Here is a 22,321-nt window from a genome sequence, read left to right as displayed (position 1 = left end):
GACTCCTATTTGTGTTTAAAGTTTGATAAATTTAGGTATTGCTAGTTTTTATCACTGCTGTCCGAGGTCTTCTTATTGACATAGGTATCAACATTTTTCTCATGCTCTTCATAGGTTTCGGAATAATAGACCTTCCCTGTTTCTACATCAGCAACAAAATAGAGATACTTGGTGTCAGCAGGATTCACAACAGCCTCAATGGCTGACAGACTCGGACTATCAACTGGGCCAGGCATGAGGCCCTTGTTTTTATAATCGTTATAAGGTGAATCAACATCGGTATCAATGTTGGCATCCTCCTTCAAAGAGGTCTTATCGCCAAGCTTGCCAAGAGCGTAAAGCACTGCAATATTGGATTGCAAAGGCATATCAGCATCTAAGCGATTATAGAAGACACTAGCAATTTTACTGCGATCCTCATCGGTCTGACCTTCCTTTTCAACTAGGGAGGCTAAAGCCAAGGTCTCGTTGACATTGTACTTAGACTGACCAATCTTATCATAGTAATCAGCTAGGTAGGAATCCATTGTCCCTAACATCTGATCCACTAGATCTTCAAGACTAGTATCCTTTGTATAGTTATAAGTCGCTGGGAAAAGATAACCCTCCAACTGATATTTAGCCTTATCGGAATCTGGTAAATCTGCCAAAAGTTTCGGATATTTCTCTTTCATCTTATTGATGAAGTCCTTATTCTTCACCAATTTGAGAAAGTCCTTAGAACTGTATGGCGTCTTATCTCCCTTGACCTTGGTATTTGAATTATCCTCAATGGCCTTAGCAATCTGTTCAAGGGTATAACCTTCAGGGATAACAATTTTACCACTGTTGGGATCGGTGGGCTCTGCAGTCCCACCAGCTTGTAATTCCTTGATGATTTCATCAGTAGACATGCTGGCCTTTAGATTATAGTAGCCACTCTTAAGATTGCTGTAGTTCTTGAATTTGGTGTAATAATTAAAGACATTGGCATCCTTGATGATACCCTTCTTTTGAAGGATTTGACCAATCTGCTTGCCACCGGCTCCCTTAGGTATCTCAACCGATACATACTTGTTGGAATGAGTATCTAATGGAGCTAGGCTTGAGCTGACGTAATAATAACCATATCCACCACCAGCTAAAATAATCAGTAGAATCAGAAAAATAATCCAACCCGTAATTCGGCGGGCTAGCCGCTTCTTTTTCTTTTGTTTTTGCTTACGCTTGCTGGCCTTACGACGGGAGGACTTGGAAGTCTCTTCCCAAGCATCGGAATCTTCTTCATCGTCTGAATTCCAGTTAAGTCCAGCTTCAACAGTCGTATCAGAATCGGACCCATCAGCAAATGCAGAATCAGAGTCAAGGCTTGAGCTTGTCTGTTTCTGTGCTTGATGTTTTTCCGAGCTTGGCTGGAGTTCCTCCTCTTCAAACGCTCCTTCATCTTTAGGACTTTCAGAGCTAAAGACCTCTGGGATTGCAGAATGAATATCCTGAATAGGAATAGGAACAGTGAAGCCTGAAAGATCGACATCCGCAATCTCCGGAGCTATAGTCTCAGAAGTCAGGGTTGAAGCGGTGCTTGCATAGGCACTGCTTTCTTCCAGAGGCTCTGTTTCTTCTAGTTCCTCTCCCAAGGGGTTCAGCTCCCTGATATGCTCTTCTTCTTGAATTTTTTTAATGGCCCGAGCTTCCTTGAGCGCAAGCTTTTGCTCCTGTTCAGCTGATTTAGCCGCAGCCTCTTGTTGCTCTTTTAGCTTGGCAGCAGCTTCTTGCCAATTAAAATCAGGATCAATCTCACGACTGCTTTCAGTGTTGAGACTTTCTACAATCGATTTGACCGTCCCATCATCTTGGATCCCTTTTAAGCGATTGGCTTCTTCTAATTCATTCAAAATCTGGTCCTTGAAACTTTTGCTTCCGGAAGCAGATTTTGACTTATCATCCTTAAAATCGGTCAAAGCTTCTCCTCCTCATAGTTATCAGTCGCCATTATATCTTAAATTAATGGTAAATGCAAATTTAACAAGGTTTGTCACTAAGGCGTAACACTTGACTTGAGATAAGGAAAGTTCACCTATTTTCCCAGACCATATTGTTCCAGAGGCTACCACCGTGGTTAGAATCTGATGGGCCTTCATCGCTAAAACCATTCATCTCATAATAAGGAATCAATTCACTATGACAGGTCAGGCTAATACCATCACGGTTCTGGGCTAGAGCCAAATCCTTTAAGGCAGCTAAGAGAGCTGTACCGATTCCTTGGCCCGCAAATTTTGGTGCTACCGATAGGGACTGAATCTGGATAAAACCACCGCTTGCTGGATTGGAGACAACATTCTCAAACAAATCATCAGTTAGATAGCGTTTCTGGGTGACAGGACCGACCAGGTAACCAGTTATCCGTCCAGCAATTTCAGCAACCAAGAAAGTGTCGGGAATGACTTCAATCCGCTCCTTCATTGCCTTTGCACTGGCTACCTCTTCTTCCGAGAAATTAACTTCCTCAATATCCATAATCTCCCCGAAATCCTCGGGGTTTACTTTTCTAATCAGCATTATACCTCCTATAAATGAAAAACTGGGGATGCCCAGTTTTTCATATTATCTTTTATTATTGCGTATTGGCCGCTAGATTAGCAACCAATTCTTCAAAGGAACGCTCGTAGAGTTGGATGTCCCCAGCCCCCATAAAAACATAGACAGCATTATCATGATCTAAAAGCGGAGAAACATTCTCAACAGTCACAACCTGGGCTGGCTTTTTAATCTTTGCCGCCAAATCTTCAACCTTAACCTGACCGTTATCACGTTCACGGGCAGAACCGTAAATTTGAGCCAAATAGACGCTGTCAGCCTCATTGAGAGCTTCCGCAAATTCATCTAAGAGGGCAATGGTCCGTGTGAAGGTGTGCGGTTGGAAAATGGCCACAATCTCCTTGGATGGGTACTTCTGGCGGGCTGCATCCAAGGTGGCAATGATTTCTGTTGGATGGTGGGCAAAGTCGTCAATGATGATGGTATCGTTAACGATTTTTTCTGTAAAGCGACGTTTAACCCCATTGAAGGTTCTCAGGTGCTGAGCCACCAATTCCATATTGAAACCAGCGACATAGAGGTTAGCAATAACAGCTGTCGCATTCAGAATGTTATGACGACCAAAGGCTGGAACATGGAAGGTCCCTAAGTCTTGTCCGTCATGTTTGACCTTGAAGTCTGAACCGTGAGTGGTCCGAACAATATCGTAAGCTACGAAATCATCATTGTCCTCAAAACCATAATAATAAATCGGTGCTGGACTGGTGATTTTCCGCAAGTAAGAATCTTCCCCATAGACAAAGAGTCCCTTTTGCACCTGTTTGGCATAATCATCAAAGGCCGAGAAGACGTCATCAATCGAAGTAAAGTAATCTGGATGGTCGAAGTCGACATTGGTGATAATGGAATAAGCCGGATGATAGGGCATGAAGTGACGTTCGTATTCATCCGCTTCAAAAACAAAGTACCGACTGTTCTTTGAACCCCGTCCTGTACCATCACCAATCAAGAAGGAAGTATCAGTGATATTGCGTAAAACATGAGACAACAGGCCTGTTGTTGAGGTCTTGCCATGAGAACCGGCTACTCCTAAACTGATAAATTGATTCATGAAATCACCTAAGAATTCATGGTACCGTTTAAAGGAAAAACCATTATGCAGGGCATAGGCAACTTCTACATTATTATCTTCACGAAAGGCATTTCCAGCGATTAGCTCAACATCTGCTGTGATATTCTTTTCATCAAAGGGTAAAATCTTGATACCAGCTTGTTCTAAGCCCCGTTGCGTAAAGTAATACTTCTCAACATCTGATCCCTGAACCTCGTAGCCCATTTGATGTAGCATCAGAGCTAGGGCGCTCATTCCAGAGCCTTTAATTCCGATAAAATGATAGGTTTTTGACATGGTTTCTCCTTAAAATTAAGAGGGGACGAAAGCAGTGAGGCTCAATTGATATAGGGTAACCACCATTTTCCCTCACTTTCTACTTTCATGATATTAGACTAAAACAAGCCACTGACTGTTTTAGTCTCACCTCCACACAGTTGTTTGGTGGGGCTAGATTAAAATCTTTAGCAGTTAATTGGCGATAGAACGAGGGGCTCACGGTAAGTCCAGTTTTCACACCTAGCTCAGCTAAGTATTAAACTGTATACGATTAACCAATAGGAAACTTCGCTAATCGTTTCATCAGCGAAGTTTCCTTTCACTCCTCATCGACCATCAGGTTTAATTCTTTGGCAAGCTGATGAGTTCTCTGTTGCCTAATTTCATCCTGGTTATAGATTTGACTGCGTTTTAAAAAGTCATAGTTATTTTTCTTAACCTTTTGTTGACTCGGATTGCTTGGCTCCTTATAGACCTTGGGCAATTCAGCCAAAATATACCGGTCTTGATGTAAATTCTTACTAAAGCGGGCCAACTCATTGACAGGCAAGTCATCATTGGAACGGGCTGACTTACCATTAAAAAAAAGAGTTGGCTTAGCAGGAGCCACTGACTTGGTCTTTGGCTGAGCCACTTGTTCACGATGTTGGAAATTTGGCTTGCTAGGAATCTTAGCCTCTTTAGCAATGAAGGATTGACGTTTGCGCTTCAAGTCTTGCCGTGCTTCTTCCCTTGCCAATTCCGCATAGGTCTTCCCTGCTCTAATGTCATTTGCAGGAGTTGGACTAGAGCTAGGATAAGCACGAGTAGCCTCGCCAGAATTTTCTTCTTGATTTAAATAAGGCTTATCGTGATAATCACCATGAATATTATTAATTAAATCTTCATTGTCGTACAGCCGCATTTGAGGAGCTGCTGCTATTACCGACTCATCGTCTCCGACGAGCGGAAACTGATGTTTCTTTCTAGCCATAAATCTAACTTCCCCCAATTTATTCGAGCATGGCTCTAACATTTCTATTATACCTTAAATAGGTCGCATGTCAAAAGGTTATTAACCATTCAAACCTAAAATCTCTTTGATTTCTTCAATGGTCATATTAGAGCGACTTTCATCACCATCCAACACAGTTGTCACCAAATTCTTCTTGGAATCCTGCAATTCAAGGATTTTTTCTTCGATGGTTCCTCTAGTAATAAGACGATAGACTTCAACTTTTTCCTTTTGTCCTAGTCGGTGAGCCCGACTGATGGCCTGCATCTCTACAGCTGGATTCCACCAAAGGTCAATCAAAATGACCGTATCTGCTCCAGTCAGATTGAGGCCAACACCGCCAGCTTTAAGTGACACCAAGAAGACATCCTTACTGCCGTTATTAAAAGCCTTAGTCATCTCCTGCCTAGTCTCAGCCGGAGTAGAGCCTGTAATTTTGTAGCTGGTCATGCCCAGTTGAGCCACCTCTTCTTCAGCAATATCCAACATATCACGAAATTGTGAGAATATCAGGGTTCGGTGACCACTCTCCTGAATTTGGCTCAACAATTGGCGCAGACTGTCAATCTTTCCACTAGCTCCTTGATAGTCCATAAAAAGGGCTGGGGTATCGCAAATTTGCCGCAGACGAGTAATTCCAGATAGAATTTGGATTTTCTGGCGGTTAAGCTCAGCATCACTGGATTGGCGAACACTCTCCTGAATCTGCCGGAGTTGGGCCAAATAGATGGCCTTTTGCTTATCACCCAATTCATTATAGTAGGTAGTTTCTGTTAAATCAGGCAGTTCCGGCAGAACGTCTTCCTTCTTTCGCCGCATAACGAAAGGCTTAATGTACTGGGTAACCTGCTTGGCATCTAATTTTGAGAATTCTTTCTTGCTAGGCAGTAAACCAGGCAGGACAATTTGAAATATGGACCAGATTTCCATTAGTTTATTTTCAATCGGAGTCCCTGACAGGGCAAAGCAATTACCCACTTCAAAATCTCTTAGGTTTTGAGAAATCTTGGTTTGGGTGTTCTTCATGACCTGAGCTTCATCCAAAATCAAATAATCATAGTGACCAGCCTGATAGTTGTCGAAATCCTGACGGAAGGAGGCATAGGAAGTAACAGTGATCTGATGTCCCTCAGCAATCACATCTAATCGGTCCTGTTTTAGGCCATAGGAAACCGCCACATCCACACCAGGAGCAAACTTGGTAAACTCGTCCTTCCAGTTGTAAATCAGACTTGAAGGTGATAAGATTAGGGCCCTTGTTGCCTGAGTCAACTTGATTGTCAAAAAGGCAATGGTCTGCAAGGTCTTTCCCAACCCCATATCATCCGCCAGAATACCCCCAAAGCCATAGCTATCCAACATTGACATCCACTTGATTCCCATCAACTGGTAATCCCGTAAATTAGCCTTAACCGAAAGACTTGGAACTTCAAAGGCCTCAGGGTGCCTCAAATCATAGGCCAGTTGCTGGAAATCCTTAGAAAAATCAACTCGTTTAGAATCTTGAAAGAACTCAGAAAGCTGAAAGGCTGCCAGGTTCCCCAGTTGAAGATGACCATTGTCCAAAGACTTGGCTCGCAGATTTTTCAGGGCCTGGCTAACCTTCTGCGTTTCCTCATCAAAAACAACCAGCTGGCCTCGATCACTAATATAATATGATTCATTCTTGAAGAGGGCTTGCAAAGCCTGGTTAATGTCACCTTCATAGATGGATGAAAAATCAAAAGAGACATCCAATAAGCCCTTCTCTCTGGCCACCTTAATTTGAGGACTTTCATAAGTCCACAAGTCATCCAAAGCCCGACTCAGATTAACTTGACCCAGACGCTCCAGATGAGGAATGGTTCGAGTGAAGAAAGCGTAGAGCTCTTCATCATGAACAGGCAGATGGCGGGCAGAAAAATGTCCCATAAAACCTTCGCTAGCCAAGACATGACTGATGCGCTCTTCACGTTTAAAGTTGCTGGTAAAGGGAAGCTCCTGCAAGTCTTCCCTATTTTTGACCAAAAGGCCACCGTAATCATAGACCAGGTCTAAAAGAATTTCTTTGCTGGCCGAGATATCAAGATTAAAAATCGGACGAAAATCTCTAATCGCAAAGGATTTTGGAGCCTCAACCTGACCGATTTCGGCGAAGTCCAGCAGGCTAGCTGCCAATTTCCCCTGGTCCTCAAGATTGAAATGAACATGCTTGTTCAAGTCCTGATCAATCATTAGCCCCCTGATGGCCTTGACCAGTTTTCTCTGCTTGTCAGTCAAATGATAGAAGGTTTGACGTAAGAGCAGGAAGGTCTGATCAAAGTAAGCCTGACTCGCCTTCTCCGAAATGACTAATTCTAGAGACTGGCGGTGAACTAGGACCCTAAAATGAAAGAGATCATCCTCACCAGTCAGCTCCTTGAAATAAACTTCCTTGTAATCGCGATTGCTAATACTTAGATGGAAATCGTAGAGATCCTGCATGAGCTGGATTCCTTCTTCAAAGAAGCCTCTGGGGAGATTCAAATGCCGACCGCGATTGGGCAAGAGAAAGTCCAAATGGCTGAGGTCTTCATCAGGAATTAGACGCCAGAGAAAGTCTAAAAACTCCTGACTGGCCTCATCAAACTGCAAGTAGGAAATTGGCTCGAAGTAGTTTTTCCCGATTTGGTAGGCTTCTTCTCGCTTTAAGACCTGCAGAAAATTCCTAATATCTCTGATGATATAAGAGCGCTCATCCGGCAGGCGATTGATGTGGATGGTCCACCAGATAGCAGACGAATACAAATCCTGCTCACCTGAGACCGATAGGCGGTACCTGAGACTATCATCTTCATTAACCGCTAGACCATCCAAAAATAAACTGCCGAAGGAATGTAGCTTCTCCTGCTTCTTTTGACCAGCTTCTTCATTTTCTAGCTGTTCGACCAGTTTTTTACCCTCAGAATCGTTCTTAAGGTAGAATTCGATTGCCGCCAGATGAGGACAGTAGTTTTTTTGGGCAAACATGGGACAAGAACAGCTGACCTGATCGTCATCAAAAGAGAACTGGATGGCTAGCCCATCCACTTCTGCCTTGATAATCTTATCAGCTGTTGATACGATGTTGATTTTTCCAGCTTTGGACAGGGTAATCCCTTCATTGCGGACCCGTCCAGGAATCAATCTTGCCATAGCTTTTCCATGTCCAATCTAAACTAACTTATCCTATCATTATAGCAGATTCTCCTAGTATTTTCAGCTGAAACACAATGCACAAGTTTTTGTGCTATACTCTAAAAGAAAAGGAGGATAATCACATGACAATCCTAATCCGAAATGTTCAAGAAAGTGACCTGGACGACCTTTTGGCTATCTATGGGCCCTACGTGGAAAAGACAGCCATCAGCTTTGAATATGAGGTTCCTAGCCTAGTCGAATTTGGTCGGCGTTGGCAAGGCATCAGTCAGACTTATCCCTATCTTCTGGTCCAAGCGGATGGCAATATTTTAGGCTACGCCTATGCCTCTCCCTTTCACCCTCGGGAGGCCTATCAATGGTCAGCAGAAGCCACCATCTACCTGGCTCCCCAAGCTCAGGGAAAAGGACTAGGACGACACCTCTATCAAGCCCTAGAAGACTGTCTCAAGGCTCAAGGAGTTTTGACTGTTCTAGCCTGCATCGCTACCACAGAGCAACCTGACGACTATCTGACCAATAATAGCTGGAATTTCCACAAGCATTTGGGTTTCAAGGAGGTCGGCCATTTCAAGGCATCCGGCTACAAATTCGGTCACTGGTACGATATGAAATGGCTGGAAAAATCACTGGGTAAGAAGGGCGACCAAGCCCAGCCCATCAGGCCTTTTAGAGAAACCAAGCTGTTTAAGGAATTTGAACAATAGACTCTGTGCTAGGCAGACTCAGAAATAATAATACTTATCATCAAAATTAATTAGTAAACCATTAAAAATCCACTTCAAAAAATCTGAAGTGGATTTTGCTTTATTTACGCTTTCTGGCAATCAAATGGATGGGGGTGCCTTCAAAGACGAAGGCTTCACGGATTTGATTTTCCAAGAAACGCAGGTAAGAAAAGTGCATGAGCTCTTCTTCATTGACGAAGACGACAAAGGTCGGTGGCTTAACCGAAACCTGGGTCGCATAAAAGATTTTCAAGCGTTTGCCCTTATCGGTCGGAGTCGGATTGATGGCCACGGCATCCATGATAACATCGTTGAGGACACTGGAAGGAATTCTTGTATTCTGACTCTGACTGATACGTTTAATCAACTCTGGCAGCTTGTGCAAGCGCTGCTTGGTCTCAGCCGAGACAAAGACGATAGGAGCATAACTCAGGAATTGGAAATTATCCCGAATATCTTCTTCCCATTGGCTGGTCGTGTGGTTGTCTTTTTTAATTGTATCCCACTTGTTGACGACAATAATAATACCCTTACCTGCCTCGTGGGCGAAGCCAGCAATTCGCTTATCGTAGTCACGAATACCTTCTTCAGCATTGATGACCATGAGGACTACATCCGAGCGGTCAATAGCCCGCATAGACCGCATGACAGAGTACTTCTCGGTATTTTCATAGACCTTACCAGATTTCCGCATACCTGCGGTATCAATCATGGTGTACTCCTGGCCTTCATCATCAACGAAATCGGTATCAATGGCATCCCTGGTGGTTCCTGCGACAGGGCTGGCAATCACACGCTCTTCACCCAGCATAGCATTGATGAGGCTGGACTTCCCAACATTGGGCCGGCCAATCAGGCTGAACTTGATAATATTAGGATTATCATCCTCTTCTTGGGCCGGAAGACTTTCGACAATGGCATCCAGAATATCCCCCGTGCCAATCCCGTGAACCGAGGACAGCGGATAAGGATCACCCAGACCCAGGCTGTAAAAATCATAGATGTCATTGCGCATTTCAGGATTATCCACCTTATTGACCGCTAGAATGACGGGCTTGTGGGTCCGATAGAGAATCTTGGCCACATATTCATCCGCATCGGTCACGCCCTCCTTGCCAGAAACAACAAAGACAATGACGTCAGCTTCAGTCATGGCAATATCTGCCTGGTGCTTTATTTGCTCCATGAAGGGGGCATCAACATCGTCAATACCACCCGTATCAATAATGGAGAACTGACGATTGAGCCATTCTGCCTTGGTATAAATTCGATCGCGGGTCACGCCCTCCACATCTTCAACGATGGAAATGCGTTCCCCCGCAATCCGATTAAAAAGGGTCGACTTCCCCACATTAGGGCGACCCACAATAGCCACAGTAGGTAAGGCCATTTGATTTCCTTTCTTCTTCTCTTGCCCTAGAGTTAGCTATTAGCTAGGCTCTGGCAAATTATTTCTTTTTTCGAAAAGCTAAGTAATAGAATAAAACTGGTGTTCCGATTCGTACAAGCCGTTGACCAAAAATTAAAGCAAGATTTTCTCCCTCAATAGGAGTCATCAAAGCTACTAGTGTTGTAGCAATCGCTAAAATTAGCCAAACAACCTTTGCAGAAGTCATCCCTGACCTCCTATCTTTCCTTTCTTTCTTGCTGATGGACTTAGCTTTTCGCCATCTTAGTTAGCGACGGTTTTCACCTTGGAGGTGGACATCCTTGGCCAAGTAGCGAACCCTTTCCATGACTCGCTTGGCTTGCCAGGACTCATCTGCCCCCTTGATATTGCCCAGTTTAGCTTCCAAATTTTCTAGGCTATAGTTAGAGGTGAAGAAGGTTGGCAATTCTTCTAGCATCCGATGTTGGAGGATGACCTGGAGAATTTCGTCGCGAACCCAAGAGGTGGTCTGTTCTGCCCCAATATCATCGAGGATGAGAATCGGCACCGACTTAACCGCATCAATTTCTTCCTTGACCGTTCCCGAATTGATAGCATTTTTGATATCAATGACAAAGCTAGGATAGTGGAGCATGGTCGTCGCAACTGCCTTTTTCTCCGACAGCTCATGAGCCATGGCTGCCAGCATAAAGGACTTGCCAATCCCCATATCACCGTAGATATAGAGCCCCTTCTGATTGGGACTAGGGTATTGGTCAACAAAATTGACCAAATACTGAAAGACATCCGAGCGGGAACCCGTCAGGTCAACATCCTGGAAGGTGATCGTTTTATAGGATTTTGGCAGGCTGACCACATGGATGCGATCCTGAATAGCCTTCTGAGCGTGGGCCTGCTTGAGGGCCTTGGTCTCCTTGTAGGAAACATCCGCATAGCCTTGGTTCATGGTCAAAACAGGCTCATAACCCTTAGCAACATAGCTGCTATCGCCTGTCTCGAACTTGCGTCGTTCGACCAAAAATTGGTTAAACTTGGGTAGGCTCCGCTTGATTTCTGCCTGACTCAGCTGATGGTCTGAAATAAAATTAGCCACCGCCTGGTCCGCCATGATTTGATTAGTCAAATCATCTAAGTTAACCCGACTGGCATGACCTGTCCGATTGAGGGCTTGTCCGATACTCTCCATCTAGTCACCTCCTTTTTCTAATTGCTGAAGCATCTGTCGCTTCATTTCATCTAATTTAACCTGTTCCTCTGGGCTAGTTTCTTCCTTATAATCCGGATTGCTCCAGTCCGGCACACTGGAACTTGTCTGCTTAGCTGGGCCTGCCCCTCGATTCTTAGCCTTACTATAGGCCTGGCTATGCTGGCTGAGCACCCTTAGGGCCGCTTCAGCACTGGTCGCCTTGTTTGCAGACACAATATTAGCCAGACTCATCATGGCATTTCTGCCCAGGGTCGCTGACTGATTGCGTTTGAAATAATAAACCACCATGATATTGATGACCTCGTCAAGAAAGTCCATCTCCACCAAATCGGCTAAAATTTTCTTTTCCTTGGCGGTGGTGGTCACAGCTCCCAGCCCCATCTTAACTTTAGCCAAGAAGTTTTCTGGTGTCGAGGACTTGGCTTCTCGAAGAATCACCTCTTCTTCATGGCTAAAACCTTGAGAGTCCGATTCCTGGGGTTGCTGGAGCTTGACTAGAATTCGCTTGGGCAAAATCTTGTGGTTGCTGGACGTTTCCTTGGCCAATTGATAGACATCGAACCAGGTTAGTTGGTACCTTTCTGAGAGATTGTTGAGGGCGATGACATCCTGTTTTTCATTGCCAAAATAAAGGCCATCCAGGGTCATTCTCTGCTTGAAGCTGTCCAAATCAAAATTGGTTTTGGTCTGCAAGGGCTGCAGGTCAACTTCTCCCTTATCTGAAAAGACTTGGGAAAATTTCTTGGAAAGATTGCGGAGTTGGCTGAGGTCTTGCGTCTCTAGCTCGGCAACCGCAGCATCACCAATATGGCTTTCCAAGAGCCGCCGATAGACAGGATTAGCCAGAAAGTCTTGGGCTGTCAGGGGCTCTTTCAGTTCAATGACATAATTGGAGAGGTCCTGATAAAAGGCGACCAGGTCCATCCCCGTCAAAACTGCCAGAGCCGCTTCAAAGCGAGGCAGGTCAAAAAGGGTATGGTTGAGAATTTCCGCAAACTTATGCCGACCTTGTCCCCCATCATAAAAACTCGTCAGGTATTGATAGACCACAACGGCATCACTGCCAACAATAGGCAGGTAGACTCGGATTAAATTGGTCATATCCTTGCTGACCTGATTATTCTTCACAAAGGAAAAATCATCAATTGGTTTCATCATTTACCTTATTTTTCTTATTTTTACTTCGAACCCGATTGGTAATCTGTTGCAGCAGGTTCTCGATTTCATCGACATCCTTGAAGGAGCGATAAACACTGGCAAAGCGCACATAGGTAATTTCATCCAAGTCCGCTAGTTCATCCATGACTAGATTACCAATGACTTCGCTGGACACTTCAGAATCATACTCACTGCGAATCTTTTGCTCAATCCGACTGATAACATTCTCAATATCGCTACTGGATACTGGCCTCTTTTGGGCGCTTTGAATAATCCCATTGAGAATCTTATCGCGGGAGAACTGCTCCCTAGTTCCATCCTTTTTCACAACCAAAAGAGGCACTTCTTCAATTCGCTCAAAGGTCGTGAAACGAGCTCCGCAGTTATCACATTCACGGCGGCGACGAATGGTATTGCCATCTTCAGCCTGACGACTGTCGATGACGCTAGATTTATTATTATTACATCTTGGGCAACGCATAGAAACACCCCACTTCTATCATATTTTGATAATACTTTATTTTACCATATTTTATACTCTTTGACATTCAAAACTAGCAAACTTATTGCCTAGCTTCACCACCACTTCTAATAAAGTACCAAAAGCGCTGACTTTAATTTCAATCAAGTATTAGACATAAAAAAAGGATTGACTCTCCCCGTCAAACCTAGTCTTTCCCAACACTTAGCTCTATTTTAGTTTATCTCACCTATTGTTTATCTCAACGCTCACGAATCACATAACCCAGACCTCGCACGGTTTGAATATAAGATTCTTGGCCAGGGATATCAATCTTACCTCGAAGATAGCGTACGTAAACATCAACAACATTGGTCTCAATTGTCCCATCACTATAACTCCAGACATAATCTAACAACTCCTCACGGGTCATCACCATATTGATATGCCGTAAAAGAGTTGATAGCAAAGCAAACTCTCTTTTAGTCAGAGCAATGGACTCCCCTTTGCGAATAACTGAGCGGTTAGCCTCATCCAAAATCAAATCTTGATAAGCTGTTGTCTGGCTGGTTGATTGCTTCCGGCGTTTAAAATCTTTTCGCTGAAAGGTTTCATCAACCTTATCAAGTAATTCTTCCACCGCAAAGGGCTTAATCAAATAATCATCGGCCAAGTTGTCAGTTTTAGGGAGAAGGGTTGCTACATCTTCCCGACCAACCATCAGGACAACTGGTACAGATTTATGTCCCCTGAGTTCCTGCATCAGTTCCAAACCATCTTGGTCTGGGAGTTTTAAATCAATAAAAATCAGTTCAAAATCCTTTTCCATGGCTGTTTTTAAGCCTGATTTCCCATCTTGACTGACAACTGTTTGATAGCCCCTTTCCTGTAGTTTTAAGGATACCAAACGTGATAAACTTTTTTCGCCTTCAATCAATAGAATGCGTTTTGCCATTTCATTACCTCCATTTTTCTCCAGAAAAAGCAAAATTTCCTTCTACTTTTCCTAGCATCGTCCAAATCTTCTCTATTCCTCGTCAAACATTCCCTCGAGTCTGGTAAAGGGATTGTTGGCTGACTTCTTTTCCTCCTGCAAATCCTGATACTGCGATTCCGTCATAACCGACCAATTATCACCAGATGGCAAGCTGGCATCAGTTGCTTCTGCTTGCGTCAAAACTTGAAGCGGTATATTGAGTAAAATATTATCAATCACACTTTCTTCTAGATCAATAAAGTCATCTGTCAGAACCAGAACCAGCTCTTCATCCACCAATTCCTTTTTAGCTTCAACCTGACCGGCTTCAATAAATACCTCTGACACCAAGGTCTCTTGTGCAAGGTCAACTGGCTCCATAGAGCGACTAGATGGCAAGGTCAGAAGGTAAGACAATTCATAGTTAAGCAGGAAGAGTCCCTCATCATAGCCTACAAGCCCTTTAGCCCTTACATTTTTGATATCTAAAATTTCCGGATTCCGACTCATGAGTAGCTCTTTAATATCAAGCTCTCGGTCAAAATGCAGCCCTTCCGGATTCTTTTTTAAGTCTGCAATATTAAACATAGGTCTCCTTAGTCGTTAAAAAGCGGGATCCCATCTCCTTATAGGAAAACTAAACATCTGTCTGTTTGGACAATAGCCGCCAAGTCTCAGTTGACACTACAGTTTTCCATGTTAAGTTATTCTGATTTTAAAGATCAATCCGTCTTATTTTTCTTAATCTTTAGAGAAATTAGCAACCTACTTCTTACAAATAGGTTGAATTGCGCTATTTCTCTAGAATCGATTGTTTTTAATATAACAGAAATAGTTTTCATTCTCTTTACAATCAAACAAAAATCGCCCAACAGGGGCGATTCTACTTTGTTATATTTTTTAAAAGCTTGTCTAGCCGCAACCACTAGGCTGCTTCCAGGCGAGCTATCCGGTCTTCAATCGGCGGATGGGTAAAGAAAAGAGCCTTCATCCCTCCTTTTTTCTGAGGATCATTGATATAAAGAGCAGCACTAGCATCATCCACATGCTGTTGCATAGGTTGCGATTGATCCAACTTTCTGAGAGCATTGATTAGGCCTTGAGGATTTCTAGTCAACTCTACCGAGCTGGCATCCGCCAAGTATTCCCGCTGGCGAGAAATGGCCAATTGAACCAGACTAGCAGCTAGAGGAGCTAAAATCAGGGCCACCAGAGAAAAAATCAGCAGAATGACACCTAGGCCACCACTATCACGATCATTAGACCGACGACTACGACCGCCACCCCACCACATCATGCGACCACCGATACTAGAAATCAAGGTAATGGCAGAAGCCAAGGCAACAGCGATAGTCGAAATTCGAATGTCGTAGTTACGAATGTGACTGATTTCATGACCGATAACCCCTTCTAATTCCTCGCGATTCATAACCGCTAAAATCCCAGAGGTGGCAGCAACTGCTGCATTTTCTGGAGACGATCCTGTCGCAAAAGCATTGAGGGAAGGATCATCAACTACAAAGACCCGAGGCATAGGGACTTGGGCAACCATGGCCATATCTTCTACGATGTGGTAGTAATCTGGATAGTCCTGCTCTGTGACCTCACGAGCATTATTCATGGACATAACCACATTGGTTGATTGAAAAATCATAGAGACCGCATAAATGGTTCCGATAATCAGAGCAATGACAACACCACCTAGTAGACTATCCAGCCAAAGGTAGCCAACTGCCGCTCCAATCACCCCTAGGAGTGTGAAAAAGAGAAGCAAGAGCACATAGGTCCGACGCTTGTTTGAAGCAATCTGTTGATATAACATAGGCGATCCTTAAAAATTAAAATCAACCTTTGGAACTGCCTTTTCACTTTCAGCTGTTTCCAAGAATTGTACAGGTTTAAAGCTAAAGACACCAGCAATCAGATTAGTCGGGAAAACTTGCAATTTAGCATTGTAATTCCCAGTTGTGCTGTTGTAGAGTTGCCGAGAATAAGAAATCTTATTTTCAGTATTAGCCAATTCTTCCTGTAATTTAACAAAGCTGGCATTGGCTTTCAAGTCAGGATAGTTTTCTGCCACAGCAAAGATACCTGAAACCTGTTTGGTCAGTGCATCACTGGCCTGCATGGTTTCAGCAGGTGACTTAGCTTGTGCCACTTGAGCTCGCAGCTCGGAAATCTTAGTCAGAGTCTTTTCTTCATAAGCAGCATAGCCCTTGACCGTCTCGATTAAGTTTGGAATCAAGTCATTCCGACGCTTGAGCTGCACATCAATTTGACTCCAAGCCTCCTGAGTTTGCATCCGCAAACGCACCAAACCATTGTAGCTAACAATAATCAAAAGTACTAAGATTGCCACAATGGCAAGAATAATCCATATCATAAATTGTCCTCCCAATAAAAAATTCGTTAGGAAAAGCTTAGGACAAGCTTCCCCAAAGCAAAAAGTTTTCTAGTTTATTCTATTATAACAGAAAGTAAGAAAAAATCATCCGGTAATCGATTTTGCCCTTACCTGAAAATTAGAAAAAAAGCGGACACAGAAGACGAGACTTCCCAGATCTACAAATTCGCAGGTGAAATGAACGTAGGCAACTGAAGCCAGAATTTATAGGTAAGAAAATTAACCGAATCACTGAAAGTTACTCATCTGACTTAGATTATAGAAATAACAGCTCCTGACATTTTCTACTTCAGAACTGGTAGGGAGGGTCAAGTCTGCAAAGGTTTTTACCCCATTAAATCAAGTTATTTGGTCAACTTTCTCCCTCCAAAAACTATATTCCTGACTCTCCTCACGGTCACCCTAAAGTTTGCAAATAATCACTGCTGAAGCGAAATAAAACTTTTTGTACCTCTAGACAAAAACGTGATAGAATAGAGCTATTAAAAATTTGAGGAATGAACATGACACCCCAAGAATTCTATGATTTACTGGCCCAGGAGGGCTTTCATTTATCTGACAAACAAAAACACCAATTTGAAAGCTATTTCAACCTCTTGGTAGAATGGAATCAAAAGATTAATCTGACAGCCATTACTGATAAAAATGATGTCTACCTCAAGCACTTCTACGACTCCCTTGCACCTGTCTTGCAGGGGCTCATTACGGATAGCCCAATCAAACTTTTAGATATCGGTGCGGGTGCTGGTTTTCCCAGCCTTCCCATGAAAATTTTGTGTCCCCAGCTTGATATCACCATCATTGATTCCCTCAACAAACGTATTAATTTTCTTAACCTGCTGGCGGAAGAATTGGAACTGACAGGCGTTCACTTCTACCATGGTCGAGCTGAGGACTTTGGCCAAGACAAATCCTTTCGTGCCAGCTACGATATTGTTACAGCTAGAGCCGTAGCCAGAATGCAGGTTCTGTCTGAGTTGACAATCCCCTTTCTCAAAGTTAATGGCCAACTTTTAGCCCTCAAGGCAGCGGCTGCAGACCAAGAATTGATCCAAGCCCAAGGTGCCTTGAAGCTTTTATTCGCTAAAGTCACAGAAAACAGGACCTATCAGCTTCCAAATGGGGATCAACGCACTATCACGATTGTTGAGAAGAAAAAAGAGACCCCAAATAAATATCCGCGTCGGGCTGGGCTTCCTAACAAGAAACCACTTTAATCGGAGATTCACCAGTAATGCTATCCTTTGTTAAACATCTATCCATAGCTCAGCGCATTAGCGGGAGCTTTATCTCTGTCATCTTGATTGGAAGCATCCTTTTATCCCTTCCCATCATGCATTATGCCAATGCACCAGCAACTAGTTACTTTGACCACCTGTTCAATACGGTATCCATGGTCTGTGTGACAGGTCTATCGGTTTTTTCTGTTGGCGCTGTCTACAATGGCCTAGGTCAATTCGTTGTCATGTGCCTCATGCAAATCGGTGGTTTAGGTCTGGTCAGTCTGATTTCCATCAGTTACTACAGTATCAATCGACGAATGTCACTCAGACAGCAAGAAATTCTGCAGTCATCAATCGGCAATAATTCCATTGCCGACTTGAAACATTATCTCTTCAGGATTTACAAAATTACTTTTGCCATTGAATGTATCGTTGCCCTCATTCTAATGACAGACTTTATTCCCAGATTTGGTTGGCAAAATGGCATCTTCAACAGCCTTTTCCTAGCCGTCTCAGCTTTTTGTAATGCGGGCTTTGATAATCTGGGAAACAATAGTCTCATCAACTACAAACTCAATTGGACGGTCAACCTAGCCGTTGCCTTCTCCATCATCTCTGGCGGCCTCGGTTTTAGAAACCTAATGGCTATCATTGACCTCGTCAAATGCTGGATTAAAGAACGTCCCCATAAGTTTGGGCTAATTAAGAAGAACTTAACGATTCAAACACGCCTAGTGCTCACTACTACTGCTATTATCCTGATAGCTGGGACCCTTAGCGCTTGGATTCTAGAATTCAACAATCCCAAAACCATTGGAAATTTGGGGATTTTCCATCAGGGCCTCGTCAGCTTCTTCCAGACCGTCACCATGCGGACAGCTGGGTTTGCTACGATTGATTATACCAAAGCTGGAAATTCCGCTAACTTTATCTTTATGATTCAGATGTTAATCGGTGGGGCTCCTGGCGGTACAGCCGGTGGGCTTAAGCTGATTGTCACTGCTATTACCTTTCTCATCTTCAAAGCTGAATTCCTCGGAGAAAGACGGGTCAGTGTCTACAATCGGATAATTCCGACACAGCTGGTCAAACGAACCTTTACCATTCTGGTCTTCTTTTTCATCATCCTACTTGTTGGCTATGTTGCCCTACTAGAGTTAGAACCTAATATCTCACCCTTTCGGCTCCTCTTTGAAGCCTGCAGTGCTCTAGCGACGGTAGGAGTTTCCATGGATGTCACCACTCATCTGACTGCCGGTGGTAGAATCGTTATCATGGCTCTCATGTTCTTTGGCCGGGTTGGCCCTATAACGGTCCTACTCAGCCTCCGGCAACGCTCTAAGAAAACAATTGATTACGCAAGAACAGACCTAACTCTAGGTTAAACAGAAAGGAAAAACATGTCAGAAAAAATTATCGCTGTCCTGGGACTGGGAATTTTCGGAGCTACCCTGGCTGAAAAGTTAGCCAAATTTGGGGAAGAAGTTATCGCTATCGATAATAAACCAAACCACGTGCAAGATATTGCAGATTCTGTCAGCAAAGCTATTCTTGGAGATATTACCAATATCGAAACCTTGAAAGAGGCCGGTATTGATCAGTGCCAACAAGTTATCATTGCTACAGGTAACAATTTGGAGAGTTCTGTTCTGGCTATCATGCACTGTAAAAAACTTGGTGTTCCCTATATCGCAGCCAAGGCTAAAAATGCAACTTTTGAGGAAGTGCTCTATGAAATCGGAGCCAATCGCGTTATCTCTCCTGAACGTGAATCAGGACGCAGCCTAGCTTCAACTCTGATGCGACATCGCATTCACAATATTTTCTATTTGGAAGAAGGAGTGTCCATTATCGAATTCGAACTGCCAGACAGCTGGCAGAAAAAAGAGTTGAACAAACTAAATCTTCGCGATAAGTACGACCTTAATGTCATTGGCTATCGACTTAGAAAGAATGCCAGCCTACAAACGGACATTAGCTCTAGCACTATCTTTCCTGAGCAAGCAACGATTGTCGCTGTCGCCAGTTCAGATACTTTTGAAAAGTATGATTATCTCAATTATTTAAAATAAATCAGACAAAGAGCTCTGACCCAGAATGGTCAGAGCTTTTTTACAATTTCAATGGATTCTATCATCCACTAAGTTTCTAGACCAACAGGAGCTGGGCGACTCCAGACAAGCAAGAGTATGATTAAGCCAGCCCAACCTGTTGCTAGGCCCAAGGATTATAAAAGCGACCTTGATTCAAAAAAATTAAACCAATGCTGATAAGCAAAATTAGCAGAGCTAAAGCTAGAACCAGCCAATCTTTAGCAGTTGCAGGCTGGGCCTGATACCAGGTCCGTTTCTTGAACTTGCCAAAACGACGCAATTCCATTGCAGTTGCTATCGTGTCAATCCGCTCAAGAGAACCCAAAATTAAAGGAATGACAATCTGCAAATTCCCCTTGATTCGACTAATCAAATTAGCTTTCTTAGATAATTCCAGACCGCATGCCTCTTGTGACAACTTAATCATGTTAAATTCCTCCTGAACATCAGGAATATAACGTAGGGTCAGACTAACCGAGTAGGCTAATTTATAGGGAAGGCCAATCCGATTGAGACTGGCAGCAAACTGGCTGGGGTGGGTGGTCATCAAAAAGAGTATAGCTAGGGGAACTGTGCAGAAGTATTTGAGAATCAGATTAAAGAGATAAAAGACTTCCTGACTAGTAATATAGAATCGCCCCCAGCCAGCAAATAACAGTGTTTTAGCCCCGTAAATCTCTTCTCCATAAGAAGGTGAGAAGAGATAGACCATAAGCAGATTAAAAAGGGCAATCAGAAAGACTACTGTCATTGCAAAAGAAATATCAGCCCACTTAATCTTAGCCCAGCGAAAGAGAATAACAGAACAAAGACCAAGAGCCAAAATAAAGCGAGTATCATAGGTAGCCATAGCGGCAATGGAAACCAGAATGAAGAAAATCATCTTGCTACTACCGGATAGTTGATAGAGGAAACCCTGACCATGACGGTAACCAATAAACTTATTTGTCATTAGCAAGCTCCTCCTTCTTCTGACGGTAAAATTGACTCAAAGCTAGAGGATTTACCCCCATTTTCTCAGCCAATTGGAAGATACTGGTTTCTTTCAAGTTAGCCATCTCTAGTAAGTTCCGATCTGACAAAACTTCCATTGGAGATTTATCAGCTAAAATTTTGCCATCTGCTATTACTAAACAGCGATCCGAATAGTCCAGCATCAACTGCATATCGTGGGTAATCATGACAATGGTCTGTCCCGCTTGATTAAGCTCATCTAAAAAGTCCATAAATTCTGTATAATGCTGCATATCTTGGCCAGCCGTCGGCTCGTCTAACAGGATGATTTCTGGCTCTAAGACGAGGATTGATGCAATGGTAACACGTTTCTTCTGACCATAGGATAGAGCCGAAATTGGCCACTGACGAAACTCATAGAGACCGCAAGTCTTTAAACTGGCAAATACTTTCTCCTTGACCTCTTCTTCTTCCAAGCCTCGTAGACGCAAGCCCTTGGCAACTTCGTCAAAAACCATGGGCTGACTAATCATCTGGTTAGGATTTTGTAGGACATAGCCAATCCGGCTAGCACGCTCCTTGATTGAATCCCCAGAAATATCTTGTCCCTGCCAGAGAAACCGACCTTCTGCCTCAACAAACTTGGTCAAGGCCTTAGCCAAGGTAGACTTGCCAGCCCCATTTTTACCGACAAGGGCCAGGCGTTCTCCCTTGGCTAAATCCAAAGTAATATCTTTTAAAATAGGATGGTCGAATCTATAAGCAAAACTCAGTTGCTCGACTCTCAGGAGAGACTCCTTAGACTTAGGAGTCTGACTAATAAACTGCTCAGCAAAGTCCAGTTGGGATAGATTCAGACTTGACAAATCTGAAAGGTGGGACTGACTTGCTAAATCCAAACCTAACTGACGTAAAACTGAGATGTAAAGCGGCTCACGGATTCCATTCTCAGCCAAAAGCTTTGTGGCCAAAAGCTGATCGGGACTCCCATCAAAAAGTATCTGCCCCTCATTGATCAAAATAATCTTATCTACTGGGTGATAGAGAACATCTTCCAAGCGGTGTTCAATAATCAAGGTAGTAGCACCAGTCTCCCGATGAAGCTGGTCAATAAGGGTGATGGTGTCCTGGCCAGATTTAGGATCCAAATTGGCCAAGGGCTCATCAAACAGTAAAATTGGGCTCTCATCAATCAAGACCCCTGCCAAACTGACCCGCTGTTTCTGACCGCCAGATAAATCCTGCGGTCGCTGGTCCAGCAGTTCCAAGAGATCCAGTTTATCTGCCCACTTATGAACAGTTTCAACCATCTCTGGGCGAGGACAGCAGTCATTTTCCAGAGCAAAAGCCAAATCTTCCGCAACTGATAAACCAATAAATTGACCATCAGTATCCTGTAAAACTGTGCTGACCAAGTGAGATTTCTCGTAAATAGACCGGTCAAAAGCAGGCTGACCATCTATCAAAAAGCTCCCCTTACTTTCACCCTGATAGGTATTGGGAATAATTCCATTGATAATCTGGGCTAGGGTCGATTTTCCACAACCGGACGGCCCAATAATCAAAACCTTCTGCCCTTTTTCAATCTTAAGATTAAGAGACTTTAGAGTTGGCTCTTTTTGGGCATCGTACTTAAAGGAAAAATCCTTAAATTCTATAAATGGTTTCATA

General features: G+C 43.5%; 21 protein-coding genes. 4 read left to right on the top strand and 17 right to left on the bottom strand.

The features are described from left to right. Positions 1-41: 41 nt before the first annotated feature. The 5 genes from mltG to BS63_RS0100170 all read right to left on the bottom strand — a co-directional run bounded on the left by mltG (position 42) and on the right by BS63_RS0100170 (position 8,054). Positions 42-1,940 (bottom strand): endolytic transglycosylase MltG, encoded by a 1,899-nt coding sequence (mltG, locus tag BS63_RS0100190; protein WP_002959102.1) that lies wholly within the window; start codon positions 1,938-1,940, stop codon positions 42-44. A 112-nt stretch (positions 1,941-2,052) separates the two neighbouring features. Next, positions 2,053-2,538, bottom strand: coding sequence for a GNAT family N-acetyltransferase (locus BS63_RS0100185; protein ID WP_002959100.1), 486 nt, complete (start codon positions 2,536-2,538; stop codon positions 2,053-2,055). Positions 2,539-2,593: 55 nt separating this feature from the next. Continuing rightward, positions 2,594-3,925 (bottom strand): UDP-N-acetylmuramate--L-alanine ligase, encoded by a 1,332-nt coding sequence (gene murC, locus BS63_RS0100180; protein WP_002959097.1) that lies wholly within the window; start codon positions 3,923-3,925, stop codon positions 2,594-2,596. Between the two features lie 301 nt (positions 3,926-4,226). Then, positions 4,227-4,880, bottom strand: coding sequence for a divisome accessory protein ZapJ (gene zapJ, locus BS63_RS0100175; RefSeq protein WP_002959096.1), 654 nt, complete (start codon positions 4,878-4,880; stop codon positions 4,227-4,229). Between the two features lie 81 nt (positions 4,881-4,961). Next, the gene (locus BS63_RS0100170) at positions 4,962-8,054 is read right to left on the bottom strand and encodes a pilus expression-regulating Snf2 family helicase (protein WP_002959095.1); all 3,093 of its coding nucleotides are present in this window, start codon (positions 8,052-8,054) and stop codon (positions 4,962-4,964) included. 125 nt (positions 8,055-8,179) lie between these two features. Here BS63_RS0100170 and BS63_RS0100165 point away from each other — a divergent pair, with 125 nt between their 5' ends. Then, entirely contained in the window at positions 8,180-8,764 is a 585-nt protein-coding gene (locus tag BS63_RS0100165; RefSeq protein WP_002959094.1) for a GNAT family N-acetyltransferase, read from the top strand. A gap of 100 nt (positions 8,765-8,864) precedes the next feature. Here BS63_RS0100165 and der read toward each other — a convergent pair whose 3' ends face one another. The 10 genes from der to BS63_RS0100115 form a co-directional block, all read right to left on the bottom strand. Next, positions 8,865-10,175: a ribosome biogenesis GTPase Der gene (gene der / locus BS63_RS0100160; protein WP_002959093.1), complete on the bottom strand. Its 1,311-nt coding sequence runs from the start codon at positions 10,173-10,175 to the stop codon at positions 8,865-8,867. Between the two features lie 58 nt (positions 10,176-10,233). Beyond that, positions 10,234-10,401 carry a hypothetical protein gene (locus tag BS63_RS1000000112090; RefSeq protein WP_019768668.1) on the bottom strand — a complete coding sequence of 56 codons (168 nt, stop codon included), beginning with the start codon at positions 10,399-10,401 and terminating at the stop codon, positions 10,234-10,236. A gap of 60 nt (positions 10,402-10,461) precedes the next feature. After that, the gene (dnaI, locus tag BS63_RS0100150; RefSeq protein ID WP_002959092.1) at positions 10,462-11,361 is read right to left on the bottom strand and encodes a primosomal protein DnaI; all 900 of its coding nucleotides are present in this window, start codon (positions 11,359-11,361) and stop codon (positions 10,462-10,464) included. Beyond that, complete coding sequence (locus tag BS63_RS0100145) at positions 11,362-12,537, bottom strand: helicase DnaB (protein WP_019770943.1); 1,176 nt, start codon at positions 12,535-12,537, stop codon at positions 11,362-11,364. It abuts the gene before it with no gap. After that, positions 12,524-13,021: a transcriptional regulator NrdR gene (nrdR, locus tag BS63_RS0100140; RefSeq protein WP_002959090.1), complete on the bottom strand. Its 498-nt coding sequence runs from the start codon at positions 13,019-13,021 to the stop codon at positions 12,524-12,526. Before nrdR ends, BS63_RS0100145 begins: the two co-directional genes overlap by 14 nt. Before the next feature lie 241 nt (positions 13,022-13,262). After that, positions 13,263-13,955, bottom strand: coding sequence for a response regulator transcription factor (locus BS63_RS0100135; protein WP_002959089.1), 693 nt, complete (start codon positions 13,953-13,955; stop codon positions 13,263-13,265). 72 nt (positions 13,956-14,027) lie between these two features. Further along, positions 14,028-14,564, bottom strand: a complete 537-nt coding sequence (locus BS63_RS0100130; protein ID WP_002959088.1) for a YceD family protein — start codon at positions 14,562-14,564, stop codon at positions 14,028-14,030. Positions 14,565-14,698: 134 nt separating this feature from the next. Further along, positions 14,699-14,902 (bottom strand): hypothetical protein, encoded by a 204-nt coding sequence (locus BS63_RS0100125; protein WP_002959087.1) that lies wholly within the window; start codon positions 14,900-14,902, stop codon positions 14,699-14,701. Beyond that, a complete protein-coding gene (htpX, locus tag BS63_RS0100120; protein ID WP_002959086.1) occupies positions 14,902-15,798 on the bottom strand; it encodes a zinc metalloprotease HtpX in 897 nt (298 codons plus the stop codon). Before htpX ends, BS63_RS0100125 begins: the two co-directional genes overlap by 1 nt. 9 nt (positions 15,799-15,807) lie before the next feature. Next, positions 15,808-16,359 carry a LemA family protein gene (locus tag BS63_RS0100115; RefSeq protein ID WP_002959085.1) on the bottom strand — a complete coding sequence of 184 codons (552 nt, stop codon included), beginning with the start codon at positions 16,357-16,359 and terminating at the stop codon, positions 15,808-15,810. Between the two features lie 524 nt (positions 16,360-16,883). On the opposite strand from BS63_RS0100115, the gene rsmG reads away from it, so the two are divergent. Genes rsmG through BS63_RS0100100 form a run of 3 tightly spaced genes read left to right on the top strand, consistent with a single transcriptional unit; the run spans position 16,884 to position 19,675 of the window. Further along, positions 16,884-17,597, top strand: a complete 714-nt coding sequence (gene rsmG / locus BS63_RS0100110) for a 16S rRNA (guanine(527)-N(7))-methyltransferase RsmG (protein ID WP_002959084.1) — start codon at positions 16,884-16,886, stop codon at positions 17,595-17,597. A gap of 17 nt (positions 17,598-17,614) precedes the next feature. Continuing rightward, complete coding sequence (locus BS63_RS0100105; RefSeq protein WP_002959081.1) at positions 17,615-18,988, top strand: TrkH family potassium uptake protein; 1,374 nt, start codon at positions 17,615-17,617, stop codon at positions 18,986-18,988. 15 nt (positions 18,989-19,003) lie between these two features. After that, complete coding sequence (locus BS63_RS0100100) at positions 19,004-19,675, top strand: potassium channel family protein (protein ID WP_002959080.1); 672 nt, start codon at positions 19,004-19,006, stop codon at positions 19,673-19,675. Between the two features lie 142 nt (positions 19,676-19,817). On the opposite strand, the gene BS63_RS0100095 is transcribed toward BS63_RS0100100, so the two are convergent. Both BS63_RS0100095 and BS63_RS0100090 read right to left on the bottom strand, forming a co-directional pair. Beyond that, positions 19,818-20,648: an energy-coupling factor transporter transmembrane component T family protein gene (locus BS63_RS0100095; protein ID WP_019771707.1), complete on the bottom strand. Its 831-nt coding sequence runs from the start codon at positions 20,646-20,648 to the stop codon at positions 19,818-19,820. Beyond that, positions 20,638-22,320: an ABC transporter ATP-binding protein gene (locus BS63_RS0100090; protein ID WP_019777599.1), complete on the bottom strand. Its 1,683-nt coding sequence runs from the start codon at positions 22,318-22,320 to the stop codon at positions 20,638-20,640. The genes BS63_RS0100095 and BS63_RS0100090 overlap by 11 nt, the downstream gene beginning before the upstream one ends. Position 22,321 lies beyond the last annotated feature (1 nt).

It is taken from the genome of Streptococcus sobrinus DSM 20742 = ATCC 33478 (assembly GCF_000686605.1).
GTDB classification, from domain to species: Bacteria; Bacillota; Bacilli; order Lactobacillales; family Streptococcaceae; genus Streptococcus; species Streptococcus sobrinus.
This window is presented reverse-complemented; position numbering and strand designations above follow the sequence as displayed.